Here is a 23,157-nt window from a genome sequence, read left to right as displayed (position 1 = left end):
AGCCCTTCGGGGTTTTTTGTGCGTGTGATTCAGTGCGATCGGCGGTGTGGCATTCGCGAGTAAGCCCGCTCCCACAGGGCAACGCATTCCAAATGTGGGAGCGGGCTTGCTCGCGAAGGGGCCGGTGTGACTAATAAAAATCTCAGGCCGGAATGCTGCGCTTGGGCAAATATGGCGGCAAATACAACCCGATGTAAGCATCAAACACCCGCATCCCTTCCTCGGCCATGCGCGGTGTAATCTGCCCGTGCTGCTGCACCGAACGCGCATACACCCGGTCGCCCAGCTCCATGGCCAGGGCGAACACATCGACATCACCCGGCAATGTCGGCAGTTCGAAGTGATGGTCGAACAGCTTGTGCATCAGGTCGCCCAGTTCGATGTCGTGCTGGCGGTCGGCCTGGGTGACTTCGGTCAGGCCGTGCTGGGCCAGGATGAGTTGGCGGGCGGCAGCGTCCTCTGCGTAGATGTCCAGCATGCGTTGTTCTACCAGTCGCGACAGATCGCGCCAGCCGTTCAAGGCATGGTGATCGATGGGGGCTTGCAGGCAGGCTCGGAACGCGGCGTGGATGTCGGCGGTCAAGGCCTCCAGTAACGCCGGCACGCTGGCGAAGAAATGGTAGACCGAGGAGGGCGGAATCTCCGCGCGCTCGGCGACGCTGTAGATCGACAGACTGGCCACGCCCTCGGCCGCCAGCAATGTGCGGGCCGCATCGAGTATCGAATCGATCCGCGCCTGGCTGCGGGCGCGGGGTTTGCGGGGGCTGGCAACGCGTGTCATGGGTGTCTCCTGCGGGGCAGCGGGCATTGTACGAGGCGGGTGGCACCTTGTCTGTATGGGCACCGCTGCCCGAATCAACTGTCAGGACTGTTTAGCCACCGACGTGCACACTCCGGCCGTTCAAGGGTTGAACCGGGCGTGCATTCATCGGATAGAGCGCCTGGAAAGCCTCCAGTTGCGCGCGGGAAATTTCCAATGGAGTGGTCAGCACATTCCAGCGCACGCCTTCGGTACAGGGAGGTGTTGTCAGGGAGCCCATGTAGGAATAGGCGTTGTGGTTTGCAGGTAATAGCTGCGCAAGGTTCATTGCTTCCAGGTTCGCAGTGCCGCCTGTACTTTTTGGCATGGCTGCCAGGATTGGCTCCAGGGTCGGGTTGTGTGCACCCTCTTCAAACAGCACGGCCACCACGGCCAGTTCGCCTGCAGCGTTGCGGTGAACCAGATGCGCGTCCAGAGGATAGGTGCGCCCCTGGATCATTTCTTCACTTGGCGTATGAAAATGCATTTGCACGAATGAGTAGTGACCGGATTCCAGGGTGATGCCTCCGGCGTCGACCGGCGTTACCTGAATGGTGTGGCCGTTGTTCGACACAGTGGCTTTGCTTGGCTGATAAGCAACGTTCAGCATCTTGGCGTCAGTCTTGACCGCGTCACGAATATCGATGGGCGACTGTGTTTGGCCAGACGAGCAGAGGCTGTACTCGTTCTTCAGTTCACCCCAGTTGTGTGGACCGGTGGGGGCGGAATAGCTCCATGGGGCCGTGTCGCCGGCGGCTGCCCAGGCGGTCGAGCACAAACCGGCGACGGTCAGAGTCATGGCTGTACCCAATAGCTGTTTTTTCATGTGTGTTCTCATGCGTAGTCAGGAAAACGGGAAGAGTCCCGGTGTCTGGAGTGTGAGGTGGTGGTCAGGGTGCAGATGTCGTCAGTGTCTGACGAATCCGTAGGAATTTTCCTTGGTTTTTTGGTCGTAAGCATTCCATAACAAATCGCGAGCAAAAAAAACGCCGCAGGCTGTGAGGCCGGCGGCGTTTTTTTTACTGCAACCGCTTACACGGTATGCAGGTACCAGTTGTACTCGAGGTCGGAGATGGAGTGTTCGAACTCCTCCAGCTCGCTCTCTTTACAGGCCACGAAGATATCGATGTCTTTCGGATCGATGTACCTGGCCATGACTTCGCTGTCGTCCAGTTCGCGCAGTGCATCGCGCAGGTTGTTCGGCAGGCTCTGCTCGTTCTGCTCATAGCTGTTGCCTTCGACCGGAGCGCCAGGTTCGACCTTGTTGACCAGACCGTGGTGCACGCCTGCCAGGACCGAAGCCATCAGCAGGTACGGGTTGGCATCGGCGCCGGCCACGCGGTGTTCGATGCGCACGGCATCGGAGGAGCCGGTCGGCACACGAATCGCCACAGTGCGGTTGTCCAGGCCCCAGCACGGCGAGTTCGGCACGTAGAACTGAGCGCCGAAACGACGGTAGGAGTTGACGTTCGGGCAGAGGAAAGCCATCTGCGCCGGTAGGGTCTCGAGCACACCGCCGATCGCGTGACGCAGTGCGGCGTTCTGCTCGGGATCCTCGCTGGCAAAAATGTTCTTGCCATCTTTATCAAGAATCGAGATATGGACGTGCAGACCATTACCCGCCTGGCCTGGATACGGCTTGGCCATGAAGGTGGTGTCCATCTCATGGTCATAGGCGATGTTTTTGATCAGACGCTTGAGCAGCACCGCGTAGTCGCAGGCCTTGATCGGGTCAGCCACATGGTGCAGGTTCACTTCGAACTGCGCCGGGGCACTTTCCTTGACGATGGCGTCGGCCGGGATGCCTTGCTCTTTGGCACCTTCCAGAATGTCCTGGAGGCAGTCGACGTATTCGTCGAGGTCGTCGATCAGGTAGACCTGGGTCGAGTGCGGACGCTTGCCGGAAACCGGCGAGCGAGGTGGTTGCGGACGACCGTTCACGTTCTCCTGGTCGATCAGGTAGAACTCCAGTTCGAACGCGGCGCAGATGGTCAGGCCCATTTCGTCGAACTTGCGCACCACATTGGCCAGCACTTCCCGCGGGTCGGCGAAGAATGGCTCGCCTTCGAGTTCGTGCATGGTCATCAACAGTTGCGCGGTAGGGCGCTTCTGCCATGGCTCGTTGCATAGGGTATCGGGGATTGGATAGCAGATTCGATCGGCGTCGCCGATGTCCAGACCCAGGCCGGTGCTTTCCACCGTCGAACCATTGATATCCAGAGCAAATAGAGAGGCCGGCAGGTTGATGCCTTTCTCGTAAACCTTGTGGAGGCTGGTGCGTTCGATGCGCTTGCCGCGCACCACACCATTCATATCCGCAATCAGAAGGTCAACGTACAGAACCTCAGGATGTTCCTTAAGGAACGCGTTCGCTTCGTTAAGCTGAACGGCACGCGGGGGTACCGACATGATGCAACACCTTTGTTGTTAAAAATATCAATCATTGATCTTTTCAGATTCCAGTCAACCCGAACGGCATGCCGAAGTCAAGCGAGGCCTTTTTTGCCCTAAAAAAGCGCTCGTGTGGCTTTTTTGAGGCACTTTAGGGTGTTTTTAATCCGCTGGACGCGGCGGCGGCCGCGAGCTTGAGCGGGCCGTGTTGTATTTTTTACGGGGGTGTTGTGTAAAAAAATGAACAAGGCTAAGCTCGAATCAAACCCATAACAGCAATAATACCGGGGTGCTTCATGTCTCGCCTGCCGATAATCGGCGTCACCGACTGCTCAAGACAGGTCGGTCGGCATGCTTATCACATCAGTGATGACACGTCTGTCCATTCCGTGGCCTCAGCGGTACCGGTGATCCTCCCATCCGTGACGGGTCAACCGTCCCCGTCCGTTATTCTGGACGGTCGCGGTGGCACCCCCATTACGGTTACTCCATTCAATATAGAACCGATTCACAATAGCGGCCTGACCATCGTTCAGGGCACCGCTCGCGATTCTGCACGCCCGGCCTCTGCGGCAGTGTTGGCAAACACGATAATCTGCCGCAGGAACGCTCTACAACGCGACGCCGATGCGTCAAACAACGCCTGACCTTAAAAGGGTCAGACAACTCAAGCCTAGAGGCATTTATGAGTAACAACCTCGACCAGCTCACCGATTGGTTGAAAAACCACAAGATCACAGAAGTCGAATGCATGATCGCCGACTTGACCGGGATTACCCGGGGCAAGATTTCGCCGACCAACAAATTCATCGCCGAAAAAGGCATGCGCCTGCCAGAAAGCGTGCTGCTGCAGACCGTGACCGGCGATTACGTCGAAGACGACATCTATTACGAACTGCTCGACCCGGCCGACATCGACATGGTCTGCAAGCCGGACGCCGACGCCGTTTACGTGGTGCCGTGGGCCATCGAGCCGACCGCCATCGTCATCCACGATACCTACGACAAGCAAGGCAACCCGATCGAGCTGTCGCCGCGCAACGTGCTGAAGAAAGTCCTGCAGCTGTACACCGACAAAGGCTGGCGGCCGATTGTCGCGCCGGAAATGGAGTTCTACCTGACCCAGCGCTGCGAAGACCCGGACTTGCCGCTCAAGGCGCCGATGGGTCGTTCAGGCCGCGCCGAAAGCGGTCGTCAGTCGTTCTCCATTGACGCCGCCAACGAATTCGATCCGCTGTTCGAAGACGTCTACGACTGGTGCGAACTGCAAGGTCTGGACCTCGACACGCTGATCCACGAAGACGGCCCGGCACAGATGGAAATCAACTTCCGGCATGGCAACGCACTGGACCTGGCCGACCAGATCACCGTGATCAAGCGCACCATGCGTGAAGCGGCGCTCAAGCACAACGTGGCGGCGACCTTCATGGCCAAACCGGTCGGCGATGAACCTGGCAGCGCCATGCACCTTCACCAGAGCGTGGTGGACATTGCCACCGGCCAGCCGATCTTTGCCGATGCCAATGGCAACATGAGCGAGCTGTTCCTGCACCACATCGGTGGCTTGCAGAAGTACATCCCGAAGGTGCTGCCGATGTTCGCGCCGAACGTCAACTCGTTCCGCCGCTTCCTGCCGGATACCTCGGCGCCGGTGAACGTCGAATGGGGCGAGGAAAACCGCACCGTCGGCCTGCGCGTGCCAACCTCCAGCCCGGACGCCATGCGCGTCGAGAACCGTCTGCCGGGCGCCGATGCCAACCCGTACCTGGCCATCGCCGCCAGCCTGCTGTGCGGCTACCTGGGCATGGTCGAGCGCATCGAGCCGAGCGCAGCGGTACAGGGCCGCGCCTATGAGCGTCGCAACCTGCGCCTGCCGATCACCATCGAAGACGCCCTGACCCAGATGGAAGAGTGCGACACCATCAGCCGCTACCTGGGCAGCAAGTTCGTGCGGGGCTATGTCGCGGTCAAGCGCGCCGAGCACGAGAACTTCAAACGGGTGATCAGCTCCTGGGAGCGTGAGTTCCTGATGCTCAGCGTCTGACAAACCAATTCCTACCTGCAACCGCGTCCCCTTGTGGGAGCGGGCTTGCTCGCGAATGCGGTGTGTCATTCAGCAAAAATGGTGGCTGACCTGGCCCCTTCGCGAGCAAGCCCGCTCCCACAGGGAGAACGCCAACGCCTGAATATCCAATAATTCGAAGAGGTGTCGATATGCGTCTATTGAAATCCATGGTCCCGGTCGCGCTGGCAGCGCTGTGCAGCGCCGGTGCCCAGGCTAAGCCACAAGTCAGTGTCTACAACTGGACCGACTACATCGGCGAAACCACCCTCGCCGACTTCCAGGCCAAAACCGGGGTCAAGGTGATCTACGACGTATTCGATTCCAACGAAACCCTGGAAGGCAAACTGCTTGCCGGTCGTACCGGGTATGACGTGGTGGTGCCGTCGAATCACTTTCTCGCCCGCCAGGTAAAGGCCGGTGCGTTTCTCAAGCTCGATCGCGAGCAACTGCCGAATTTCAACAATCTCGACCCGAAACTGCTGACGCTGCTGGAAAAAAACGATCCGGGCAACGCGCACTCGGTGCCGTATCTGTGGGGTACCAACGGCATCGGCTATAACGTCGACAAGGTCAAGCAGGTGCTGGGCATCGACCACATCGATTCCTGGGCCGTGCTGTTCGAACCGGAAAACATCAAGAAGCTAAGCGCCTGCGGCGTGTCGATGATGGACTCGGCGGACGAAGTGTTCCCGGCGATTCTCAACTACATGGGCATGGACCCGCGCAGCGAAAACCCCGAGGACTTCAAAAAGGCTGAAGCCAAGCTGTTGCAGATCCGCCCTTACATCACCTACTTCCACTCTTCCAAGTACGTCTCGGACCTGGCCAACGGCGACATCTGCGTGGCGTTCGGTTACTCGGGTGACGTGTTCCAGGCCGCTAACCGCGCCAAGGAAGCCAACAACGGTGTGAACATCGCCTATGCCATTCCCAAGGAAGGCGCCAACCTGTGGTTTGACCTGCTGGCCATCCCCTCTGACGCCAGCAATCCAAAAGAAGCCCACGCCTTCATCAACTACCTGCTGGACCCGCAAGTGATTGCCAAGGTCAGCGCTTCGGTCGGCTATGCCAATCCGAACCCGGCCGCCAAGCAGTACATGGACCCTGAGCTGGTCAGCAATCCCGAGGTTTACCCGTCCCAGGAAGTCCTCGACAAACTCTACATCTCCACCACGCCGCCGCAGTCGATCATGCGCCTGATGACCCGTTCGTGGAGCAAAGTGAAGTCCAACAAATGAATCAGTACACCAAGGAACACGCCCTCTCCTACTACGCGGCGTCCGCCAAGGGCATGAAGCAGCGTCCTGCGCTGGCCTCGAACCTTGAAGCGGATGTCTGCGTGGTCGGCGCGGGTTTCACTGGCATCAACACCGCCATTGAACTGGCCCAGCGCGGGCTCTCGGTGGTCCTGCTGGAGGCCCGGCGGATTGGCTGGGGCGCCAGCGGGCGCAACGGCGGCCAGTTGATTCGTGGCATTGGTCATGACGTCAGCGGCTTTGCCAGGCATGTGGGCGCCGAAGGGGTGCAGTACCTGGAACAGTCCGGGGTCGAATCGGTGCAAGTCGTGGCCAATCGCATTCGCGAACACGGCATTGATTGCGACCTGCGCTGGGGGTTCTGCGAGCTGGCCAACACCCCGGCACACTTTGCGGGGTTGAAGGCCGAGCACGCCGAACTGCTTGAGTCCGGTTACGCCCACGAAACCCGTCTGATCGAGCCTGGGCAGATCCGGGAGCAGGTGGTGAACTCCGGTGTTTACGCCGGCGGTCTGGTAGACATGGGCTCGGGCCATCTGCATCCGCTGAACCTGGCACTCGGCGAAGCGCAGGTCGCCGAGTCCCTTGGCGTGCAGATCTTCGAACAGAGCCCGGTACTGGAGCTGATTCACGGCAGCACCGTGCAAATACGCTGTGCCGGTGGCACTGTGCGTGCCGGCACCCTGGTGCTGGCCTGCAATGCCCATCTGGAAGAGCTGGAGCCGAAGCTCAGTGGCAAAGTGCTCCCGGCGGGCAGCTACATCATCGCCACCGAACCCCTGTCAGAAGACGCCGCCAGGCAATTGATCCCTCACAATGTCGCGCTGTGCGACCAGAAAGTCGGACTGGATTACTACCGGCTCTCGGCTGATCGGCGCTTGTTGTTCGGCGGTGCCTGTCATTATTCCGGGCGTGACCCGGCGGACATCGCTGCCTACATGCGCCCACAGATGCTCAAGGTCTTCCCGCAACTGGCCCGTGCGCGCATTGATTTTCAGTGGGGCGGCATGATCGGCATCTCGGCCAACCGCTTCCCGCAGGTCGGGCGCTTGAGCCAGCACCCGAACGTGTTCTACGCCCAGGGTTACTCCGGCCATGGCCTGAACGTGACTCACTGGTGCGCCAGGCTGCTGGGAGAAGCGATCCATGCCGGCCACAGCAAAGGCTTCGACGTGTTCAGCGCCGTGCCGCACATGACCTTCCCCGGCGGGCGTGCCCTGCGCTCGCCACTGCTGGCCCTTGGCATGTTCTGGTATCGGATGCGGGAAATGCTCGGCTGAAACCTGCACAAAACCCTGTGGCGAGGGAGCTTGCTCCCGCTCGACCGGGCTGGCGCACCAGTGCGCAGCACTCGCAAAAAGGTTAATTGTTATCGGACTTTTTGGGGCCGCTACGCGACCCGGCGCGAGCAAGCTCGCTCGCCACATATCCCCGTTTGCTCTCATCATCCTGCTCTGTATATCCCCTTGTTTCGACTTTCGATTTGCTCAATTGCAAGGCACTTCTATATTGAGGGGGTGCTCTGAATTTCCTGCCTTCTGTTGAGCCTGGCCCATGGCAACTACTGATCAGCTGATCATCTGCGAGCACTGCGACAGCGTGTACCAGAAAGTAACGCTCGCAAAACATCAGAAAACCCTGTGTACGCGCTGCGGCGGCGTGCTTCAACGCTATAACGGCCTCACGGTGGAACAGCGTCTTGCGTTGACCTTCACCGCGTTGATGCTGTGGCTGTTTGCCAACTTCTATCCGGTGATGAGCATCAGCCTCAAAGGCATGAAAAACAGTGCGACTTTGTGGGACTCGGTGCTGGCCCTGAGCCTGGGGCCCATCACGTTCATCGCCATGGTGGCGGCGATCGCCATGATCATCGCGCCGATCTTCCAGTTGTTGCTGCTGATCTGGGTGCTGGGCTTCGCCCTCGCCCGGCAACGCTCGCCCGGATTCAGATTCTGCATGCGCTGGCTGGAAGCCTTGCGGCCCTGGAGCATGCTCGAAGTCTGCCTGCTGGGCGCCATGGTCGCGGTGATCAAGCTCGCCGGGCTGCTCGACGTGCTGCCCGGCATAGGTCTGTTTGCCCTGGCTGTGCTGAGTCTGATGATGATCCGCATCGCCGGGCGCGATATCCGCGACTTATGGGACATTTTATGAGCACGCCTCCGTATGCCGACGAGCTCAACCTGTGCCTGTGTCACAGCTGCGGGCTGGCCTGCGACATGACTGGCGAACCTCACGAATGCGAGCGCTGCGGCGCGCCTTTGCATCGACGCAAAACCAATGCCTTGACCCGGACCTGGGCCTACATGATCGCGGCCCTGGTGTTTTACATCCCGGCCAATTTGCTGCCGGTGATGAACACCAAAATGGTCGGCCACGGTGCCGACAGCACGATCATGAGCGGCGTGCTGGAGTTCTGGGAGGCCGGGGCCTGGGACATTGCCCTCATCATTTTCATTGCCAGTATCGCGGTGCCGGGCGTCAAGTTCGTCGCCATCACATTGCTGCTGGTCACCGTACATCGCGACAGCGAGTGGGCACGCATTGAGCGGTCGAAGCTGTACCGGTTCGTCGAGGTCATCGGCTACTGGTCGATGCTCGATGTGATCGTGGTTGCTTTGGTGGCCTCGCTGGTGAAATTCCAGGCCCTGGCCGACATCGAGCCGCGTCCGGGCATTCTGTTTTTTGGTCTGGTTGTGGTGTTCACCATGCTCTCGGCGATGAGCTTCGATCCACGCATGATCTGGGATAAAGAACGGGAAAACCCACACAATGAGGAGGTCACGGATGAAGTCACAAGCCACTGACGGGCCGCAAGCCCCAGGGCCGGCGCCGGTCAAGACCCGCCGCTTCAGCGTTTCGCTGGTCTGGATCGTCCCGATCGTCGCGGTGCTGGTGGGTATTTCGCTGGTGGTTCACAGCATGCTCCAGGAAGGCCCGACCATCGTTGTCACGTTCAAGACCGGGGACGGCCTGACCGCGAATAAAACCGAGGTCAAATACCGAAATGTCGTGATTGGCCAAGTCTCTGATGTGGAACTGAGCAACGACCAGAAGAGTGTCAACGCCACCATCAAACTGGCCAAGCAGGCCGAAAGTTTTACCCGCGAAGATTCGCAGTTCTGGGTCGTGCGGCCGCGAATTGGTGCTGGCGGTGTGTCCGGTATCGATACGCTGCTGTCGGGCGATTACATCGGTGCCGATATCGGCCAGGCCAACGGTCGGGCTAAAAACTTCAAGGGGCTGGAAAACCCGCCACCCATCACCTACGGCGAGCCGGGCAAGCGTTTCACCCTGTTCACCCAGGACCTGGGGTCGCTGGATATCGGTTCTCCGGTTTACTACCGCAAGATCCCGGTGGGTCAGGTGGTGGCCTACGCGCTGGACCCGGACGGCAAGGGGGTGAACATTGAAGTGTTCATCCATGCACCCAATGACAAGTACGTCACCGAAAACACCCGGTTCTGGAACGCCAGCGGGATTGACGTGAACGTCGGCGCCAACGGTTTTGCGGTCAAGACCGAATCGTTGTCGTCCTTGCTGGTGGGCGGCATTGCTTTCCGCGCCCCCGACTACAGCCCTGGCGATAAACCCGCTGCGGCAGAGTATGCCTACGAGCTGTTCGACGACCCCCAAACCGCCCTCGCCCCACCAAGCGGCAAGCCGCAGTACCTGTCCATGCGATTCGACCAGGCACTGCGCGGGCTCAAGGTTGATGCGCCGGTGGAGTTCCTCGGTGTGGAAATCGGCAAGGTGGTGGCGGTCAATCTGGATTACGACGAGAAAAAACGTTCCTTTCCGGTCAATGTCGGCATCGTGATCTACCCGCAACGCCTGGGCCAGGCCCACGTCAAAATGATCAAGGCGCTCAATCATGATCCCAATGACGAAGCCGGGGGTGTGCGCCTGATCGGCACCTTTATCGACAACGGCCTGCGAGCCCAGGCCCGTACCGGTAACTTCCTGACCGGCCAGTTGTACATTTCCCTGGATTTCTACCCCAAGGCAGAAAAAGTCGCTTTCGATACAAACGCACGCCCGGTCGTCATTCCGACCATTCCGGGCAGCCTCGAGCAACTGCAGGAAAAACTCGAAGCCATGGTCGACAAGCTCAACAAACTGCCGATCGAGCGTATCGCCGGCAACCTGGATGGCAATCTCGTCGAACTGCGCAAAGGCATGATGCAATTCAACGGCAAGATCCTGCCTGGCGTGCACTCCACCTTGTCGGATGTCAGCAAGACGCTGGAAACGGCCAATTCGACCCTGCAATCCGCCAGTTCGACCTTGGCCGATGACTCGCCGCAGCGGGAAAAACTCGGACAAACCCTCGATGAACTGGGACGCACGTCGAGATCCTTGCGTGATCTTTCGGATTACCTGGGACGGCATCCGGAATCGCTGCTTCGCGGCCGTCCGGACAATGCCGCCCCCATGGACATGCAAGGGCCACCGCGCAATTGAACACAGGAGCATCACCCATGGCTTTTCCGCTGAAGTTCACCCTGGTCACCGCGATGTTGCTGCTTGCCGCTTGCCGCAGTGACCCGATTCAGTTCCACACCCTGACCCCGGCCCAGGTGGGTGATCATTCAAGGACCACCGCCGGGGTGATTCAGATCGAGACGATCAGCGTGCCGCCCCAGGTCGACCGTGCGCAGATTGTCATTCGCCAGGGCAACAGTGGCCTGGCAATCCTGGAAACCCAATGGTGGGGTGCGACCCTCGTGGACGAATTGCGCAGTGCGCTGGCCGATCAACTGGGCAACAGTCCGGTACAAGGCAAATATTCAGTGCGGGTCGATGTGCAGCGTTTTGACTCGGTTCCCGGCCAATACGCGTTGATGGACGTGAAATGGCGCCTGCGCAGTGCCGACACAGCCGATACGGCACGGGTGATTTGCCGCAGCACCTTGCAAACGCCGTCAGGCGTGAGCATCGACGACCTGGTGCTTGCCCAGCAAAACAACGTCAAGCGCCTGGCCGCGCTGATCAGCCAGGCTGCCACCAGACCACAGGCGAACTGCCCTTCGCCCTGAACGCCTTTTCCCGGCTACCGGACTGACGGCGACGGGTTCGCCGTCAGTCCGTACCATACGTCCCCTCTGTTTCCCGCTGTTATTTCGCAATAGCGCAAAAGATATCAATTCCCAGTAACAAACTAATTAGCCGCTGGAGTCTCTTATGCAAATTTTTCACATTCCTTTCACCGTTCCGACAGCTGTGCAGACTTAACTTTGGCAGCGGTCAATTCGCTGAACCTGGTCTCGGCGGAAATTTATCGTATTTATCGTGCTGTTCCACACGTTGTTCAACAGCACTTCCCTGCGCTCCAACTGGTGGACAAACTTGGTCAACTCCGTCTCGCGTAAACCGTCTTCGCGCCTGTCCAGATCGGTCATGGCCATTGGTGCATTAACCATCGCCGTGCTGGTCACCGGTTCTCTCCTGTGGCCAAAATCACCGACCAACCTGGCCCAAGAGGGCGCGCAAGCCCGGGCCCAATTGCTGCAACAGTGGGGTGCCGGCGAGATCGCGGTGCTGGTGCGTCATGCCGAGCGCTGCGACCGTTCCAGCAATCCTTGTCTGGGTCCGGCCGATGGCATTACCCGTGTTGGCAGTGAGGCGGCCGCCGGTGTCGGGCAAGGCCTGGCACGCCTGGGTTTGACGCAAACCGACATCCTGACCAGCCCGGTGACGCGCACGGTGCAGACCGCGCATTACATGTTCAACAGCGACCCACGGACCCAGGAGTGGCTGGCCACCTGCGGTACGACCCTGCGTAACGACGTCGTGGCGCACAAGGTGGCCCATCGCAACCTGGTGCTGGTGACCCACAGCGGTTGCATCGCTGATTTTGAAAAGCAGACCGGCTTCAAGCATTCGGCGAAGGACGCCGAGTACGCCAGTTCGTTGTTTGTCCGCATCGATGGCAATGGCCAACTGCAAGTGCTCGGCATTGTGAATGCCGAAGACTGGAACACTCTGTTACAAGAAAAAAACTGAAATCACTACGGATCGAGAACTTTGACTCTAAGGTATTTCAAGCCGGACTGAATGAAACCTGAACAGAACAGCGAGAAGTGTGATTGAGCTTCTCGCCGTTCAATATCACTCCGGTTTTCTTTCTTGCAAGTTGCACATCACACTTCAACCAGCCATCCAAGCGCCAAGGTCGAGACATGACGTCAAATCAGCCACTGCCAGATTTTGCTGGCCATTCTTCCCGCCTGCACACTCCAACGGTACCTGCCAATGAACGCTGGATGCTGTTCGCCTTGGTACTGGCGTTCATCGCATTCTATTTGCTGCCGCTGATGAGCCACGGCCTGTGGATTCCCGATGAAACCCGTTATGCCCAGATCAGCCAGGAAATGCTGCAGGGCGGGAACTGGGTCTCGCCGCACTTCATGGGCCTGCGCTATTTCGAGAAACCGATTGCCGGGTACTGGATGATCGCCATCGGTCAGGCGGTGTTTGGCGACAACCTGTTCGGGGTACGCATCGCATCAGCGCTGAGTACCGGGCTGAGCGTGTGGCTGACCTGGCTGATTGCCCGCCGGTTCTGGGGCGATCCGCGTAAAAGCTTTGCCTGCGCACTGTTGTACATGAGCTTCGGGCTGATTGCCGGCCAGGCCGGGTACGCCAACCTCGACCCGCAGTTCACCCTCTGGGTCAACCTGAGCCTGGTTTCCCTGTGGTTTGCCATCGACAGCCGGACCCTTCGCGCCCGCCTGGGGTCCTGGGCAGTCCTGGGTATCGCCTGCGGCATGGGCTTCATGACCAAGGGCTTTCTGGCCTGGCTGCTGCCGGCGGTGATCGCCCTGCCCTACATGCTCTGGCAGCGTCGCATCGGCGAGCTGTTGCGTTACGGGCCACTGGCTGTGGTGATCGCCGCGGCAGTCTGCTTGCCCTGGGCATTGGCCATCCATCATCAGGAACCGGATTTCTGGAATTTCTTCTTCTGGAACGAGCACGTACGCCGCTTCGCCGCCGACGATGCGCAGCACGCCCGTCCGTGGTGGTTCTACCTGCCGATGCTGGTCGTTTCCGCCCTGCCCTGGGCTGTGTTGTTGCCGACAACGTTCATCCAGGCCTGGAACGACAAGCGTCAGCCCGTCAGCGGTTTTCTCCTGCTCTGGCTGTTGTTGCCATTGGCCATTTTCAGCATGAGCAGCGGCAAGTTGCCGACCTATATCATGCCGTGCCTGTTGCCGCTGGCGCTGCTGATGGGCCATGCGCTGACCAGCCTGCTGCAACAGGCACGGGGACGGACGATTCGCTTCAACGGATGGCTCAACGTCGTCATTGCCACCACGGCTCTGATTGCCTTGCTGTACCTGCAACTGAGCAAAGAGATTTATCAAAATACCGAGATGTTCAGCCTGTCCCTGGCGTTCATCGTGCTGCTGGGCTGGATCATCGCCAATGCCCTGCAAATCCTGCGGCCGTTGACCTTATGGGCGATGCCGGCCCTCGGTATCTGGCTGCTGGTGGCGCTGCTTCCCGCCGCCATGCCGGGCCAGATTGTCGACAGCAAGATGCCCGACCGGTTTATCTCCGAGCACCTGGACAGCTTGAATCAGACCACCTCGCTGCTGAGCAACGACCTGGGCGCAGCCTCGGCCTTGTCGTGGTTGACCGGGCGGCCGGAGGTGGCGCTCTATAATGTCATCGGCGAGCTGAAGTACGGCCTTTCGGATCCGGCCGCGGCCTCGCGCAAAGTGACCAGCGAAGATGTCGGGCGATGGATGACCGAGGCACGTAAAAAAGGCTCGGTCGGGGTGGTGATGAGGGTCAATAGCGTCGACGAGATTCAGGAGGTCGAGGCACTGCCCACCGACGGCAAGCGTTATCAGCGCGGCAATCTGCAGGTCCTGATCTTCCCGCAAATCCAGCCCTGATAGCCGAGACGAAAAAAACCCGAGTGGCCAAACCGGTCTCTCGGGTTTTTTCGTTTGCGCCAGGTGCAATCAAGCCGATCTGCGTGGGTGGGGTGTTCAGCAACACAGCAAGGCCGGTACTCTTCGCGCCATCCATCGATAGCGTTTAACCACCGAGAGCCGTCAATGCCCGCTGCAGGTACGTTCCAGGGATCGAGCGTCAGAATCCTGATTTATCTTTTGTTCACGATCCAGCTTGTCTCCATGGGTGCAATGGAAATGAGCGGCCCGTTCTGGCCCATGTACCTGCGTGGGCTGGCAGGCTCCGAGGCGCTGTTCAGCTTCGCCAGCATCGCCGTCTACATCGGCCCCATGCTGGGCATCATGCTCACCAGCGCGTTCTGGGGGCGCATCGGTGACCGCCATGGACACAAGCTGATGATGATCCGCGCGCTGGCCGGCTTGTCCCTGACGCAGCTTGGCCTGGCCCTGTGCAGCGATATCTGGGTCATCCTGCTGTTGCGCTTTTTGCAGGGCGCGTTCGCCGGCTACATTGCCCCGGCCCAGGCCTATGGCGTGAGTATCGAAGCGCCGGCGCGGCGGGCGCGATTGTTCGCCATTCTGCAGATTTCGACCAATGTCGGTTCCTTGCTCGGTGCGGTGGTCGGCGGTCTGATTCTCGATTACGCGACGTTTTTCTGGATCAATCTCATCGCCTCGGCGCTGTGTGCGGTGTGCACCGTCGTGGCGGCGCTGACACTGCCGAATGTGCCGCCCGCACCGAAAGGGCCCGTGGTGGATGCAGCGGCGCAGTCCAACCGGCCGGACAGTCTCTGGCGACATTCGCCGCTGCTGCCGCTGTTGGGCGTCACGGGCATCCTGTTGCTGGCGCGGATGCTCCCGCAAACCTCGTTCTCGCTGTATGTCAGCTCGGTATTCCAGGTCAGCCATTCGGTGGTGGGTCTATGCTACGGCTTGCTGGCGCTGGGTTTCATCCTGTCGGCAAACCCATGGGCGCGGTATTTCGAAAACAGAAACCGACAGCAGACGCTGCACCGCCTCACCTACATCATCGTCGGCTGCGCCGGCCTGAGCGCCGTTGCCGCCCTCACCCGGCAGCCGCTTGTGTTCGTCAGCGCCTATTTCATCTGGGGCGTGCTGCTGGGGGCAACGACCCCGGTACTGATGGCGCAGATTTCCAAAGCCGCTGGCAACGCTCAACAAGGTTATGTAATGGGAATTGCGCAAAGCGCCCTGCAACTGGCGTCCATCGTCGGCATCTCGGTCGGCGGGCTGCTCAGCCAAGTGTACGGCTTGCAGTACACCTACCTGTTCGTTTGCGCCGCCTACCTGCTGGCCTTGATTCCCATCGTCGCCCTGCGCACTCGCGATACGCGCTTGCCATCGGGAGAGACCGCAGCGGGCGACTGACCGGGCAGGATCGCGCTTGCGTCAGAGGCAGGCTGTCCATTAGTATTGGGAATACTTCTCAATTACAAAAAAAATCATTCATGAGCGACGCCCTCCCCGCACCTCACAACAACCACCTGGACGCGATCGAAGCGCTCTACAGCGGCCATCATGGCTGGCTGTACGCCACGTTACGGAAAAAATTGGGCAACGCCATGGATGCGGCGGATCTGACGCAGGACACCTTCACCCGCATTCTGGCTTCGCGGGTAGCGGTCATTGATCAACCTCGGGCCTACCTGAGTTGCGTGGCCAAGGGCATCCTCGTCAATTGGTATCAGCGCAAGGCACTGGAACGCGCCTATCTGGATGCCCTGGCCTTGCTGCCCGCCCCTGAAACGCCATCACCCGAATTGCGCTTCATCGTGCTGGAAACCCTGCATGAAATCGATGCAATGCTCGATGCCTTGCCGCCATTGGTCAAACGGGCATTCCTGCTGTCGCAGATCAGCGGCCTGAAATACGACGATATCGCCGAGCAACTGGGGGTTTCACTGATCACCGTCAAACGCTACATGAAGCAAGCCTTCGTGCAGTGCCTGCTGCTGGTGGAATGAATGTCGACCTTGCGCAGTCATACCGAGCTCGATACCCAGGCGCTCGAAGAAGCCGCTGATTGGCTGATCCGCCTGAGCGAAGGCGAACTCGACGAAACCGAACGAGCGCAATGGGAACGCTGGCAGGTCAGCACGCCTGAGCGCCATCGCGCCTGGGCCCGCGCCCGGATGCTGCAAACCAAGCTTGGCGGGCTGCCGCCGGCGCTGGCGATGTCGGCTCTCGACCGTCCGAGCAGTCCGGCACGCCGGGTGGCGCTGGGCAAACTGGCAATGATTCTGGCGACATTGCCCGTGGGTTGGGGTAGCTGGAAGCTGATGCAATCGCAACAATGGACAGCCGATTACCGCACCGCCGTCGGCCAGCAGCGCCAGCTGACCCTGGCCGACGGATCGCAGATCACCCTGAACACCGACACCGCCATCGATGTGCTGTTTGACGCCAACCAGCGCCTTATCCGGTTGCGCGAAGGCGAAATCCTGGTGCAGACCGCCGCCGACAGCCTGCCCCAGGCGCGGCCGTTCCTGGTCAGCACACGCCAGGGGCTGATGCAGGCCTTGGGCACCCGCTTCACCGTCCGGGAACTGTCGGCCCGCACCCGACTCGCGGTCCTTGAGGGCGCAGTCCGGGTGCAGTTGGCCGACGCCAATCGTGCGGCGCCCTTGATCGTCAATGCCGGAGAACGTACCGATTTTTCGTCGCACAGTTTTGCTCAACCGAGTCCGGTTGACCGCTCCGTCAGCGCCTGGACCCAAGGCATGTTGATGGCCGACAACCTGCGGCTGGCGGATTTCGTGATCGAACTGGCGCGTTATCGCAGCGGCATCGTGCGCTGCCACCCGGCGATTGCCGATCTGCGGATCTCCGGCGCCTTCCCCATCCGGGAGACCCAACGCACCCTGAACATGCTGGTGCAGACCTACCCAGTCATCGCCACCGGTCATTTGAGCGGTTACTGGGTGACGCTCTACCCCGCCTGACGCCATGCAAAAAAAACTGCTACGCGGGTGATACTTTTTTTGATCTCGGCTGGCAAGGAAAGGAAGAACTTCTCAACCTCGTCGAAAGGGTCATCACTCCATGTTCGTTGCACGACCTCTGCGCTCGGATCGCTCACTCAAACTGGCGATCCGCAGCGCACTGCTAAGCCTTGCCCTGACCAGCGCCGCCACCCCTTACGCCCAAGCGGCCGAGCCGGCGCAACTGGACGCCACAGCCACCCGCACCTACAACATTGCCCCGGGCCCACTCGGTACGACGCTGTCGAAATTTGCCGTGGAGGCCGGCATTGCGTTGTCGTTCCAGCCATCGCTGACCGACGGCCTGACCAGCCCGGGCCTGTCCGGCACCTATTCGCCCCAGGAAGCCGTCAACAAACTGCTGGCTGGCAGCGATCTGGAAATCGTTGGGCGCAGCGACGGCAGCTACACCCTGGCGCGACGCCCCGCCAGCAGCGCCGGTACGCTGACGCTTGGCGCCACTACGGTCAGCGGCACCGATGGGCGCACCGACGGCTTGCCGCCGGTGTACCCCGGCGGTCAGGTCGCCCGAGGTGGCCGGCTCGGCCTGCTGGGCAACAGGGATGTGATGGACGCCCCCTTCAGCGTCAGCAACTACACCTCGACCCTGATGAAGGATCAACAAGCCGTGACCGTGGCCGACGTACTGGAGCGCGATTCTTCCGTGCGCTCCACCGGCCAGGCCGGTGGCGTGGTGGATTCGTTCTTCATCCGTGGCTTTCCGGTGGGTGAAGGCAACCTCGGCGAGCTGGCCTTCGACGGTGTGTACGGTGTCGCACCCAACTACCGGGTGTTCACCGAGTACGCCGAGCGCATCGAGGTGATCAAGGGCCCTGGCGCGCTGCTCTACGGCATGTCGCCCAACAGCGGTGTCGGCGGCGTGATCAACGTGGTACCCAAACGCTCGCTGGAGGAGGACCTGACCCGTTTCACCGCCAGCTACGCCATGAACGCCCAGGTGGGCGGGCATATCGACCTCAGCCGGCGCTTCGGTGAAAGCCGCGAGTTTGGCGTGCGCATCAATGGCAGCATGCAAACCGGCGACACCGCCATCGACGACCAGTCCCGTGACGTCGACATCGGCGCCATCTCCCTGGATTATCAGGGCGAACGCCTGCGCACCTCCCTGGACCTGATCAGCCAGAAAGAAGAGTTCGACGCCCCTTCGCGGCCCTTCCTGATTGCCAAGGGCATCGACATCCCTTCCGCCGCCAACGGCCGCACCAACGTGACACAGGAATGGGGCTGGTCCGAAACCCGCGACAAATCGGCACTGCTCAGCGGCGAGTACGACCTGAACGACGCATTGACCGTGTTCGCCCATGCCGGTGGCGGCAAGTCCGACGTGTCACGGATGTCCGACCAGACCCCGACCATCCTCAACAGCGCCGGTGACACGTCCTCGATTCCCGGTTACTACAAGTTTGAAGTCGAGCGCTATACCGTCGACGCCGGCGCCCGGCTGCGCTTCGACACCGGCCCGATCAGTCACAGCACCACCCTGCAAGTCACCCGTTACCGCGACGAACTGTCCCGCGGCATCATTTCCGGGCCACCCGTGCTGTCCAACATCTACCACCCGATCGATCGCCCAAAGCCGAACATCGCCACGCCTGACACACCGAAAGTGTCAGAGACCGAGCTGTCCGGTGTGGCGCTGGCCGATACCCTTTCGGTGCTGGATGAGCGCGTGCAAGTCACCCTGGGCCTGCGCAAACAGAACATCAAGTCCGACAACTTCAACCCGGCCGGTTTCGTCACCACGTCCTACGACGAAAGCGAAACCACGCCGATGTTCGGGGTGGTGGTCAAACCCTGGGACCATGTCTCGTTCTACTACAACTACATCGAGGGGCTGAGCAAAGGCGATATCGCGCCGGCCACCGCGTCGAACTCCGGCGAGATATTCGCGCCCTACATCTCCCGGCAACAGGAAGTCGGGGTCAAGGTCGATTACGGCACCTTCACCTCGACCCTCAGCCTGTTCCAGATCAAGAAACCGAGTGGCGAACTGGCCAATGGCGTGTTCTCGGTGCAAGGCGAACAACGCAACCGCGGCGTGGAGTTGAATGTGTTCGGCGAAATCGCCCAGGGCACTCGCCTGCTCGGTGGCGTCACACTGCTGGACGCCGAGCTGACCAAGTCCGGCACGCCCGCCAACCGCGGCAACAAACCGGTGGGTGTGCCTGACGTCCAGGCCAACCTCTGGGCTGAATGGGACACCCCCTGGGTCGAAGGCCTGACGCTCACCAGTGGTGCGATCTACACCGACAGCCAGTTCGTCAACCAGGCCAATACCCAGGAACTTGACGCGTGGACCCGTTTCGATGCCGGCGCCCGCTACACCACGCGTATCGCCGAGCACCCGACCACGTTCCGGGCGACCGTACAGAACGTGTTCGACCGTGAATACTGGTCCGGCGTTGCCTCATACGGTGCGTTCTCCCAAGGCGCGCCGCGCACCCTGCTCATGTCGGCCACCGTCGACTTCTGAAACGCCCGGCCCCGGACAGCGACCTGAGCCGTTGTCCGGGCTGGCCTTTGGTAAAGGATTCAACCATGGCATCTGTTCATCGACGCAGCCTCGCTGCGTTTTTGCTTGTCGGGCTTCTGGGCGTGGCGGCGTTCATATTGACACCGCTTCCTGCCAGCGCGGCGCAAGACCCGGCCGCCATGACCGTGACTGACCTGCTGGGCCGCAAGGTCAAGGTTCGCGTGCCGGTGAGGCGGGTCATACTCGGCGAAGGCCGCCAATTGTACCTGGTGGCCGCGCTGGATACGCAAAACCCGATCCAGCGCATCGTCGGCTGGCGCAAGGATTTGATCCAGTCCGACCCGGATACGTACCGCGCTTACCTGCGCAAATTCCCGGACATCGCGAAAATCCCGACCTTCGGCGGCTTTGAAGACGGCACGTTCGACATCGAGCAGGCCATCTCCCGGCAACCCGATGTGATCATCCTCAACATCGAAGCGCAGCACGCCACCGAAGACGCCCGTTACATCGAGAAACTCGATGCGCTGGGCATCCCGGTGGTCTATGTCGATTTTCGCAACAACCCGATGCAAAACACCGAGCCGACCATGCGCCTGTTTGGCCAGCTGTTTGGCAAGGAAGATCGCGCCGAAGCGTTCATCGATTTTCGCAACGAGCAGATTCGCCGGGTGACCTCGCTCATCGAGGCCCGCCAGCCAACGCGGCCGAACGTCTTCATCGAGCGCATTGGCGGTTACACCGACGATTACTGCCTGAGTTTCGGCGACGAGAACTTCGGACGGTTCGTCGAAATGGCCGGCGGCAACAACATCGCCAAAGGCATCATCCCCACGACCTTTGGCCAATTGAACGCCGAACAGGTGGTGGTGGCCAACCCGGACCAGGTGGTGGTCACCAGTGCCAACTGGCAGGCCTTTGCACCGGGCGGACACTGGGTCGGTGTCGGACCTGGCGCCGATCTGCAGCAGGCGCGCAGCAAACTGGCGTGGTACACCCGGCGCCCGGCTTATGCCGGGATCAAGGCGCAAAACGATCAGGCGTTTCACGCGATCTGGCATCAGTTCTACAACAGCCCCTACCAGTTCGTGGCCATTCAGCAACTGGCCAAATGGTTTCATCCGCAACTGTTTGCCGACCTCGACCCCGATGCCTCGTTTCGCGAACTGCATGAGCGGTTCCTGCCGGTCCCTTACGAGCCAGGCTATTTCGTCAGCCTGAAGAACCCGGAGGTCACGCCATGAGTTCTCTGGGCGAAGCGCCTGTGGTGCAGCGCGACGTGTACCGGCAGCTGGTGTTGCGCAAACGCTTGGTCCTCGTGGCGCTGGCCGCCTTGCTGCTGTGCAGCGTGCTGCTGGACCTGGCGCTGGGACCGGCGAGCTACAGCTTGAGTGAAGTACTGGGCGCCCTCTTTTCCCCGCAAACCGCACCGGCACAAGTGCGGGTGGTGATGTGGGACATCCGCTTGCCGGTGGCGTTGATGGCGGTGGCGGTCGGCGCCGCGTTGTCCCTGGCCGGCGCCCAGATGCAGACCATCCTCAACAACCCACTCGCCAGCCCTTTTACCCTGGGCATTTCCGCCGCGGCCAGCTTTGGCGCGGCCATGGGCCTGGCCTTCGGCGTGGCGCTGTTTCCCCTGGCGGCGCAATACATGGTCCCGGTCAATGCGTTCATCATGGCGATGCTGTCGGCGCTGCTGATCCACTTCCTCAGCATGCGTCGCGGCGTCACGGCCGAAACCATCGTATTGCTGGGGATCGCGCTGGTGTTCACCTTCAATGCACTGCTGGCGCTGGTGCAGTTCTTTGCCACGGAGCAAGCCGTGGCGGCCGTGGTGTTCTGGACCATGGGCAGCCTGACCAAAGCCACCTGGCCCAAACTCGGCATCATTTGCCTGGTGATCCTGATCACCCTGCCGATCTTCGCCAAACGGGCCTGGGCACTGACCGCCCTGCGCCTGGGCGATGACAAGGCCGCAAGTTTCGGTATCAACGTGCGCAGCCTGCGCTTTCAGACGCTGATCATGGTCAGCCTGCTGGCGTCGTTTCCGGTGGCCTTTGTCGGCACCATCGGTTTTATCGGGCTGGTCGGCCCGCACATCGCACGGATGCTGATTGGCGAAGACCAACGCTTCTTCCTCCCCGCATCGCTGTTGACCGGGGCGCTGATCCTGTCCGCCAGTTCGGTGGTCAGTAAAACCCTGATACCGGGTGCGATATTTCCGATCGGGGTGGTCACCTCGCTGATTGGCGTGCCGTTCTTCATTTCTCTGATTCTGGGCGGGAAGAAAAACTCATGGTGAAGATACAATTCGAGAACCTTGGCGCCCGCTACGGTCAGCGCGAGATCATTTCGGGCATCACCACGTCGACCTTCAGCGGCGGCCAGGTGGTCGCCGTGGTCGGGCCGAATGCCGCCGGCAAATCCACATTATTCAAACGCATGGCCGGGTTGATCGACGGTCCCGGCCGGGTCAACTTGCAAGACTCGAAAAAAGGCCATCAGGGCATCAGCTACATGCCCCAGGGCCTGAACGCCAGTGCCCGCCTGACGGTCTACGAATCGGTTCTACTGGCGCGCAAACAGCTGACGCCCGGCTGGACCGTCGACGACGACGAGTTGAAGCGGGTAGACCAGATCCTCGGCGCACTGGCCATCACCGAGCTATCATTTCGCAACCTGGGTGAACTCAGCGGCGGCCAGCAGCAACTGGTCTCGATTGCGCAAACCCTGGTGCGTGAACCGGAAGTGCTGCTGATGGATGAACCCACCAGCGCTCTGGACATGCACCGTCAGGTGCAGGTGCTGAACTTCATGCGCGAGCTGGCGCGACAGCATGAGGTGATCGTGTTCATCGCCATCCATGACCTGAATCAGGCGCTGCGCTTTGCCGATCAGGTATTGGTCATCGCCGAGGGCACGACAAAAGGCAGTGGCCCCAGCGAAGCCGTGATCACCGGGCAGATGCTGCGAGACGTCTACAAGGTCGATGCCAGGATCGAAAAATGCAGCCGGGGACAGCGTCATATTCTGATCGACGACATCGTTTGATCGACAAGTCGAACCACCGTGGGCGCAGTGCTGCTAATCTGAATGAAAATTACATGTATTAACGGTTTTTTTGACGTTATTTTCTCATTTGGATCTCTACATTCCCTGCAATTCAAAATATGCAAATGATTCGCATTGGTTTACAGGCGATTCAATGCCCATGATTTTTCATAAAAA

19 protein-coding genes are annotated in these 23,157 nt (G+C 60.3%); 16 read left to right on the top strand and 3 right to left on the bottom strand.

The window, feature by feature from the left end:
- Nucleotides 1-142: 142 nt before the first annotated feature.
- From RS887_RS24330 to RS887_RS24320, 3 genes are all read right to left on the bottom strand, one after another.
- Nucleotides 143-781, bottom strand: a complete 639-nt coding sequence (locus RS887_RS24330; protein ID WP_322617402.1) for a TetR/AcrR family transcriptional regulator — start codon at nt 779-781, stop codon at nt 143-145.
- A 91-nt stretch (nt 782-872) separates the two neighbouring features.
- Nucleotides 873-1,625 carry a carbonic anhydrase family protein gene (locus RS887_RS24325; protein ID WP_322617401.1) on the bottom strand — a complete coding sequence of 251 codons (753 nt, stop codon included), beginning with the start codon at nt 1,623-1,625 and terminating at the stop codon, nt 873-875.
- Between the two features lie 206 nt (nt 1,626-1,831).
- Nucleotides 1,832-3,208 carry a glutamine synthetase family protein gene (locus RS887_RS24320; protein WP_322617400.1) on the bottom strand — a complete coding sequence of 459 codons (1,377 nt, stop codon included), beginning with the start codon at nt 3,206-3,208 and terminating at the stop codon, nt 1,832-1,834.
- A gap of 667 nt (nt 3,209-3,875) precedes the next feature.
- Between RS887_RS24320 and RS887_RS24315 the strand changes: the two genes are divergently transcribed.
- The 16 genes from RS887_RS24315 (at nt 3,876) to RS887_RS24240 (ending at nt 22,980) form a co-directional block, all read left to right on the top strand.
- Entirely contained in the window at nt 3,876-5,234 is a 1,359-nt protein-coding gene (locus RS887_RS24315) for a glutamine synthetase family protein (RefSeq protein ID WP_322617399.1), read from the top strand.
- Nucleotides 5,235-5,404: 170 nt separating this feature from the next.
- The gene (locus RS887_RS24310) at nt 5,405-6,493 is read left to right on the top strand and encodes a polyamine ABC transporter substrate-binding protein (protein WP_322617398.1); all 1,089 of its coding nucleotides are present in this window, start codon (nt 5,405-5,407) and stop codon (nt 6,491-6,493) included.
- A complete protein-coding gene (locus tag RS887_RS24305; protein ID WP_322617397.1) occupies nt 6,490-7,791 on the top strand; it encodes an FAD-binding oxidoreductase in 1,302 nt (433 codons plus the stop codon). The genes RS887_RS24310 and RS887_RS24305 overlap by 4 nt, the downstream gene beginning before the upstream one ends.
- A 274-nt stretch (nt 7,792-8,065) precedes the next feature.
- Entirely contained in the window at nt 8,066-8,662 is a 597-nt protein-coding gene (locus tag RS887_RS24300; protein WP_008021587.1) for a paraquat-inducible protein A, read from the top strand.
- Nucleotides 8,659-9,315 (top strand): paraquat-inducible protein A, encoded by a 657-nt coding sequence (locus tag RS887_RS24295; RefSeq protein WP_322617396.1) that lies wholly within the window; start codon nt 8,659-8,661, stop codon nt 9,313-9,315. The genes RS887_RS24300 and RS887_RS24295 overlap by 4 nt, the downstream gene beginning before the upstream one ends.
- Nucleotides 9,296-10,972: an intermembrane transport protein PqiB gene (locus RS887_RS24290; RefSeq protein ID WP_322617395.1), complete on the top strand. Its 1,677-nt coding sequence runs from the start codon at nt 9,296-9,298 to the stop codon at nt 10,970-10,972. Before RS887_RS24295 ends, RS887_RS24290 begins: the two co-directional genes overlap by 20 nt.
- A 17-nt stretch (nt 10,973-10,989) precedes the next feature.
- Entirely contained in the window at nt 10,990-11,547 is a 558-nt protein-coding gene (locus tag RS887_RS24285) for a PqiC family protein (RefSeq protein WP_322617394.1), read from the top strand.
- Nucleotides 11,548-11,857: 310 nt separating this feature from the next.
- Nucleotides 11,858-12,514 carry a histidine phosphatase family protein gene (locus tag RS887_RS24280; protein ID WP_322617393.1) on the top strand — a complete coding sequence of 219 codons (657 nt, stop codon included), beginning with the start codon at nt 11,858-11,860 and terminating at the stop codon, nt 12,512-12,514.
- A gap of 176 nt (nt 12,515-12,690) precedes the next feature.
- Nucleotides 12,691-14,412, top strand: a complete 1,722-nt coding sequence (gene arnT, locus RS887_RS24275; RefSeq protein ID WP_322617392.1) for a lipid IV(A) 4-amino-4-deoxy-L-arabinosyltransferase — start codon at nt 12,691-12,693, stop codon at nt 14,410-14,412.
- Between the two features lie 165 nt (nt 14,413-14,577).
- Nucleotides 14,578-15,822 carry an MFS transporter gene (locus RS887_RS24270; RefSeq protein ID WP_322617391.1) on the top strand — a complete coding sequence of 415 codons (1,245 nt, stop codon included), beginning with the start codon at nt 14,578-14,580 and terminating at the stop codon, nt 15,820-15,822.
- 80 nt (nt 15,823-15,902) lie between these two features.
- Nucleotides 15,903-16,418, top strand: coding sequence for a sigma-70 family RNA polymerase sigma factor (locus RS887_RS24265; protein WP_322617390.1), 516 nt, complete (start codon nt 15,903-15,905; stop codon nt 16,416-16,418).
- Entirely contained in the window at nt 16,419-17,396 is a 978-nt protein-coding gene (locus RS887_RS24260; protein WP_322617389.1) for a FecR domain-containing protein, read from the top strand.
- 100 nt (nt 17,397-17,496) lie between these two features.
- A complete protein-coding gene (locus RS887_RS24255; RefSeq protein WP_322617388.1) occupies nt 17,497-19,929 on the top strand; it encodes a TonB-dependent receptor in 2,433 nt (810 codons plus the stop codon).
- Nucleotides 19,930-19,994: 65 nt separating this feature from the next.
- Entirely contained in the window at nt 19,995-21,173 is a 1,179-nt protein-coding gene (locus RS887_RS24250; RefSeq protein WP_322617387.1) for an ABC transporter substrate-binding protein, read from the top strand.
- Nucleotides 21,170-22,231, top strand: a complete 1,062-nt coding sequence (locus RS887_RS24245; protein WP_322617386.1) for an iron ABC transporter permease — start codon at nt 21,170-21,172, stop codon at nt 22,229-22,231. Before RS887_RS24250 ends, RS887_RS24245 begins: the two co-directional genes overlap by 4 nt.
- On the top strand, nt 22,225-22,980 hold the full coding sequence (locus RS887_RS24240; protein ID WP_322617385.1) for an ABC transporter ATP-binding protein: 756 nt from the start codon (nt 22,225-22,227) through the stop codon (nt 22,978-22,980). The genes RS887_RS24245 and RS887_RS24240 overlap by 7 nt, the downstream gene beginning before the upstream one ends.
- Nucleotides 22,981-23,157: the final 177 nt, after the last annotated feature.

The sequence above is a fragment of the Pseudomonas sp. BIC9C genome, assembly GCF_034541995.1.
Taxonomy (GTDB): domain Bacteria; phylum Pseudomonadota; class Gammaproteobacteria; order Pseudomonadales; family Pseudomonadaceae; genus Aquipseudomonas; species Aquipseudomonas fluorescens_CC.
Note: the sequence above shows the minus strand (reverse complement) of the source record. Positions and strands in the feature narration are given on the sequence as shown.

What these genes read in the sequence shown, in the direction of transcription:
- RS887_RS24330 (WP_322617402.1), bottom strand. Translation starts at nt 781, where the DNA reads ATGACACGCGTTGCCAGCCCCCGCAAACCCCGCGCCCGCAGCCAGGCG.
- RS887_RS24325 (WP_322617401.1), bottom strand. Translation starts at nt 1,625, where the DNA reads ATGAAAAAACAGCTATTGGGTACAGCCATGACTCTGACCGTCGCCGGT.
- RS887_RS24320 (WP_322617400.1), bottom strand. Translation starts at nt 3,208, where the DNA reads ATGTCGGTACCCCCGCGTGCCGTTCAGCTTAACGAAGCGAACGCGTTC.
- RS887_RS24315 (WP_322617399.1), top strand. Translation starts at nt 3,876, where the DNA reads ATGAGTAACAACCTCGACCAGCTCACCGATTGGTTGAAAAACCACAAG.
- RS887_RS24310 (WP_322617398.1), top strand. Translation starts at nt 5,405, where the DNA reads ATGCGTCTATTGAAATCCATGGTCCCGGTCGCGCTGGCAGCGCTGTGC.
- RS887_RS24305 (WP_322617397.1), top strand. Translation starts at nt 6,490, where the DNA reads ATGAATCAGTACACCAAGGAACACGCCCTCTCCTACTACGCGGCGTCC.
- RS887_RS24300 (WP_008021587.1), top strand. Translation starts at nt 8,066, where the DNA reads ATGGCAACTACTGATCAGCTGATCATCTGCGAGCACTGCGACAGCGTG.
- RS887_RS24295 (WP_322617396.1), top strand. Translation starts at nt 8,659, where the DNA reads ATGAGCACGCCTCCGTATGCCGACGAGCTCAACCTGTGCCTGTGTCAC.
- RS887_RS24290 (WP_322617395.1), top strand. Translation starts at nt 9,296, where the DNA reads ATGAAGTCACAAGCCACTGACGGGCCGCAAGCCCCAGGGCCGGCGCCG.
- RS887_RS24285 (WP_322617394.1), top strand. Translation starts at nt 10,990, where the DNA reads ATGGCTTTTCCGCTGAAGTTCACCCTGGTCACCGCGATGTTGCTGCTT.
- arnT (WP_322617392.1), top strand. Translation starts at nt 12,691, where the DNA reads ATGACGTCAAATCAGCCACTGCCAGATTTTGCTGGCCATTCTTCCCGC.
- RS887_RS24270 (WP_322617391.1), top strand. Translation starts at nt 14,578, where the DNA reads ATGCCCGCTGCAGGTACGTTCCAGGGATCGAGCGTCAGAATCCTGATT.
- RS887_RS24265 (WP_322617390.1), top strand. Translation starts at nt 15,903, where the DNA reads ATGAGCGACGCCCTCCCCGCACCTCACAACAACCACCTGGACGCGATC.
- RS887_RS24260 (WP_322617389.1), top strand. Translation starts at nt 16,419, where the DNA reads ATGTCGACCTTGCGCAGTCATACCGAGCTCGATACCCAGGCGCTCGAA.
- RS887_RS24255 (WP_322617388.1), top strand. Translation starts at nt 17,497, where the DNA reads ATGTTCGTTGCACGACCTCTGCGCTCGGATCGCTCACTCAAACTGGCG.
- RS887_RS24250 (WP_322617387.1), top strand. Translation starts at nt 19,995, where the DNA reads ATGGCATCTGTTCATCGACGCAGCCTCGCTGCGTTTTTGCTTGTCGGG.
- RS887_RS24245 (WP_322617386.1), top strand. Translation starts at nt 21,170, where the DNA reads ATGAGTTCTCTGGGCGAAGCGCCTGTGGTGCAGCGCGACGTGTACCGG.
- RS887_RS24240 (WP_322617385.1), top strand. Translation starts at nt 22,225, where the DNA reads ATGGTGAAGATACAATTCGAGAACCTTGGCGCCCGCTACGGTCAGCGC.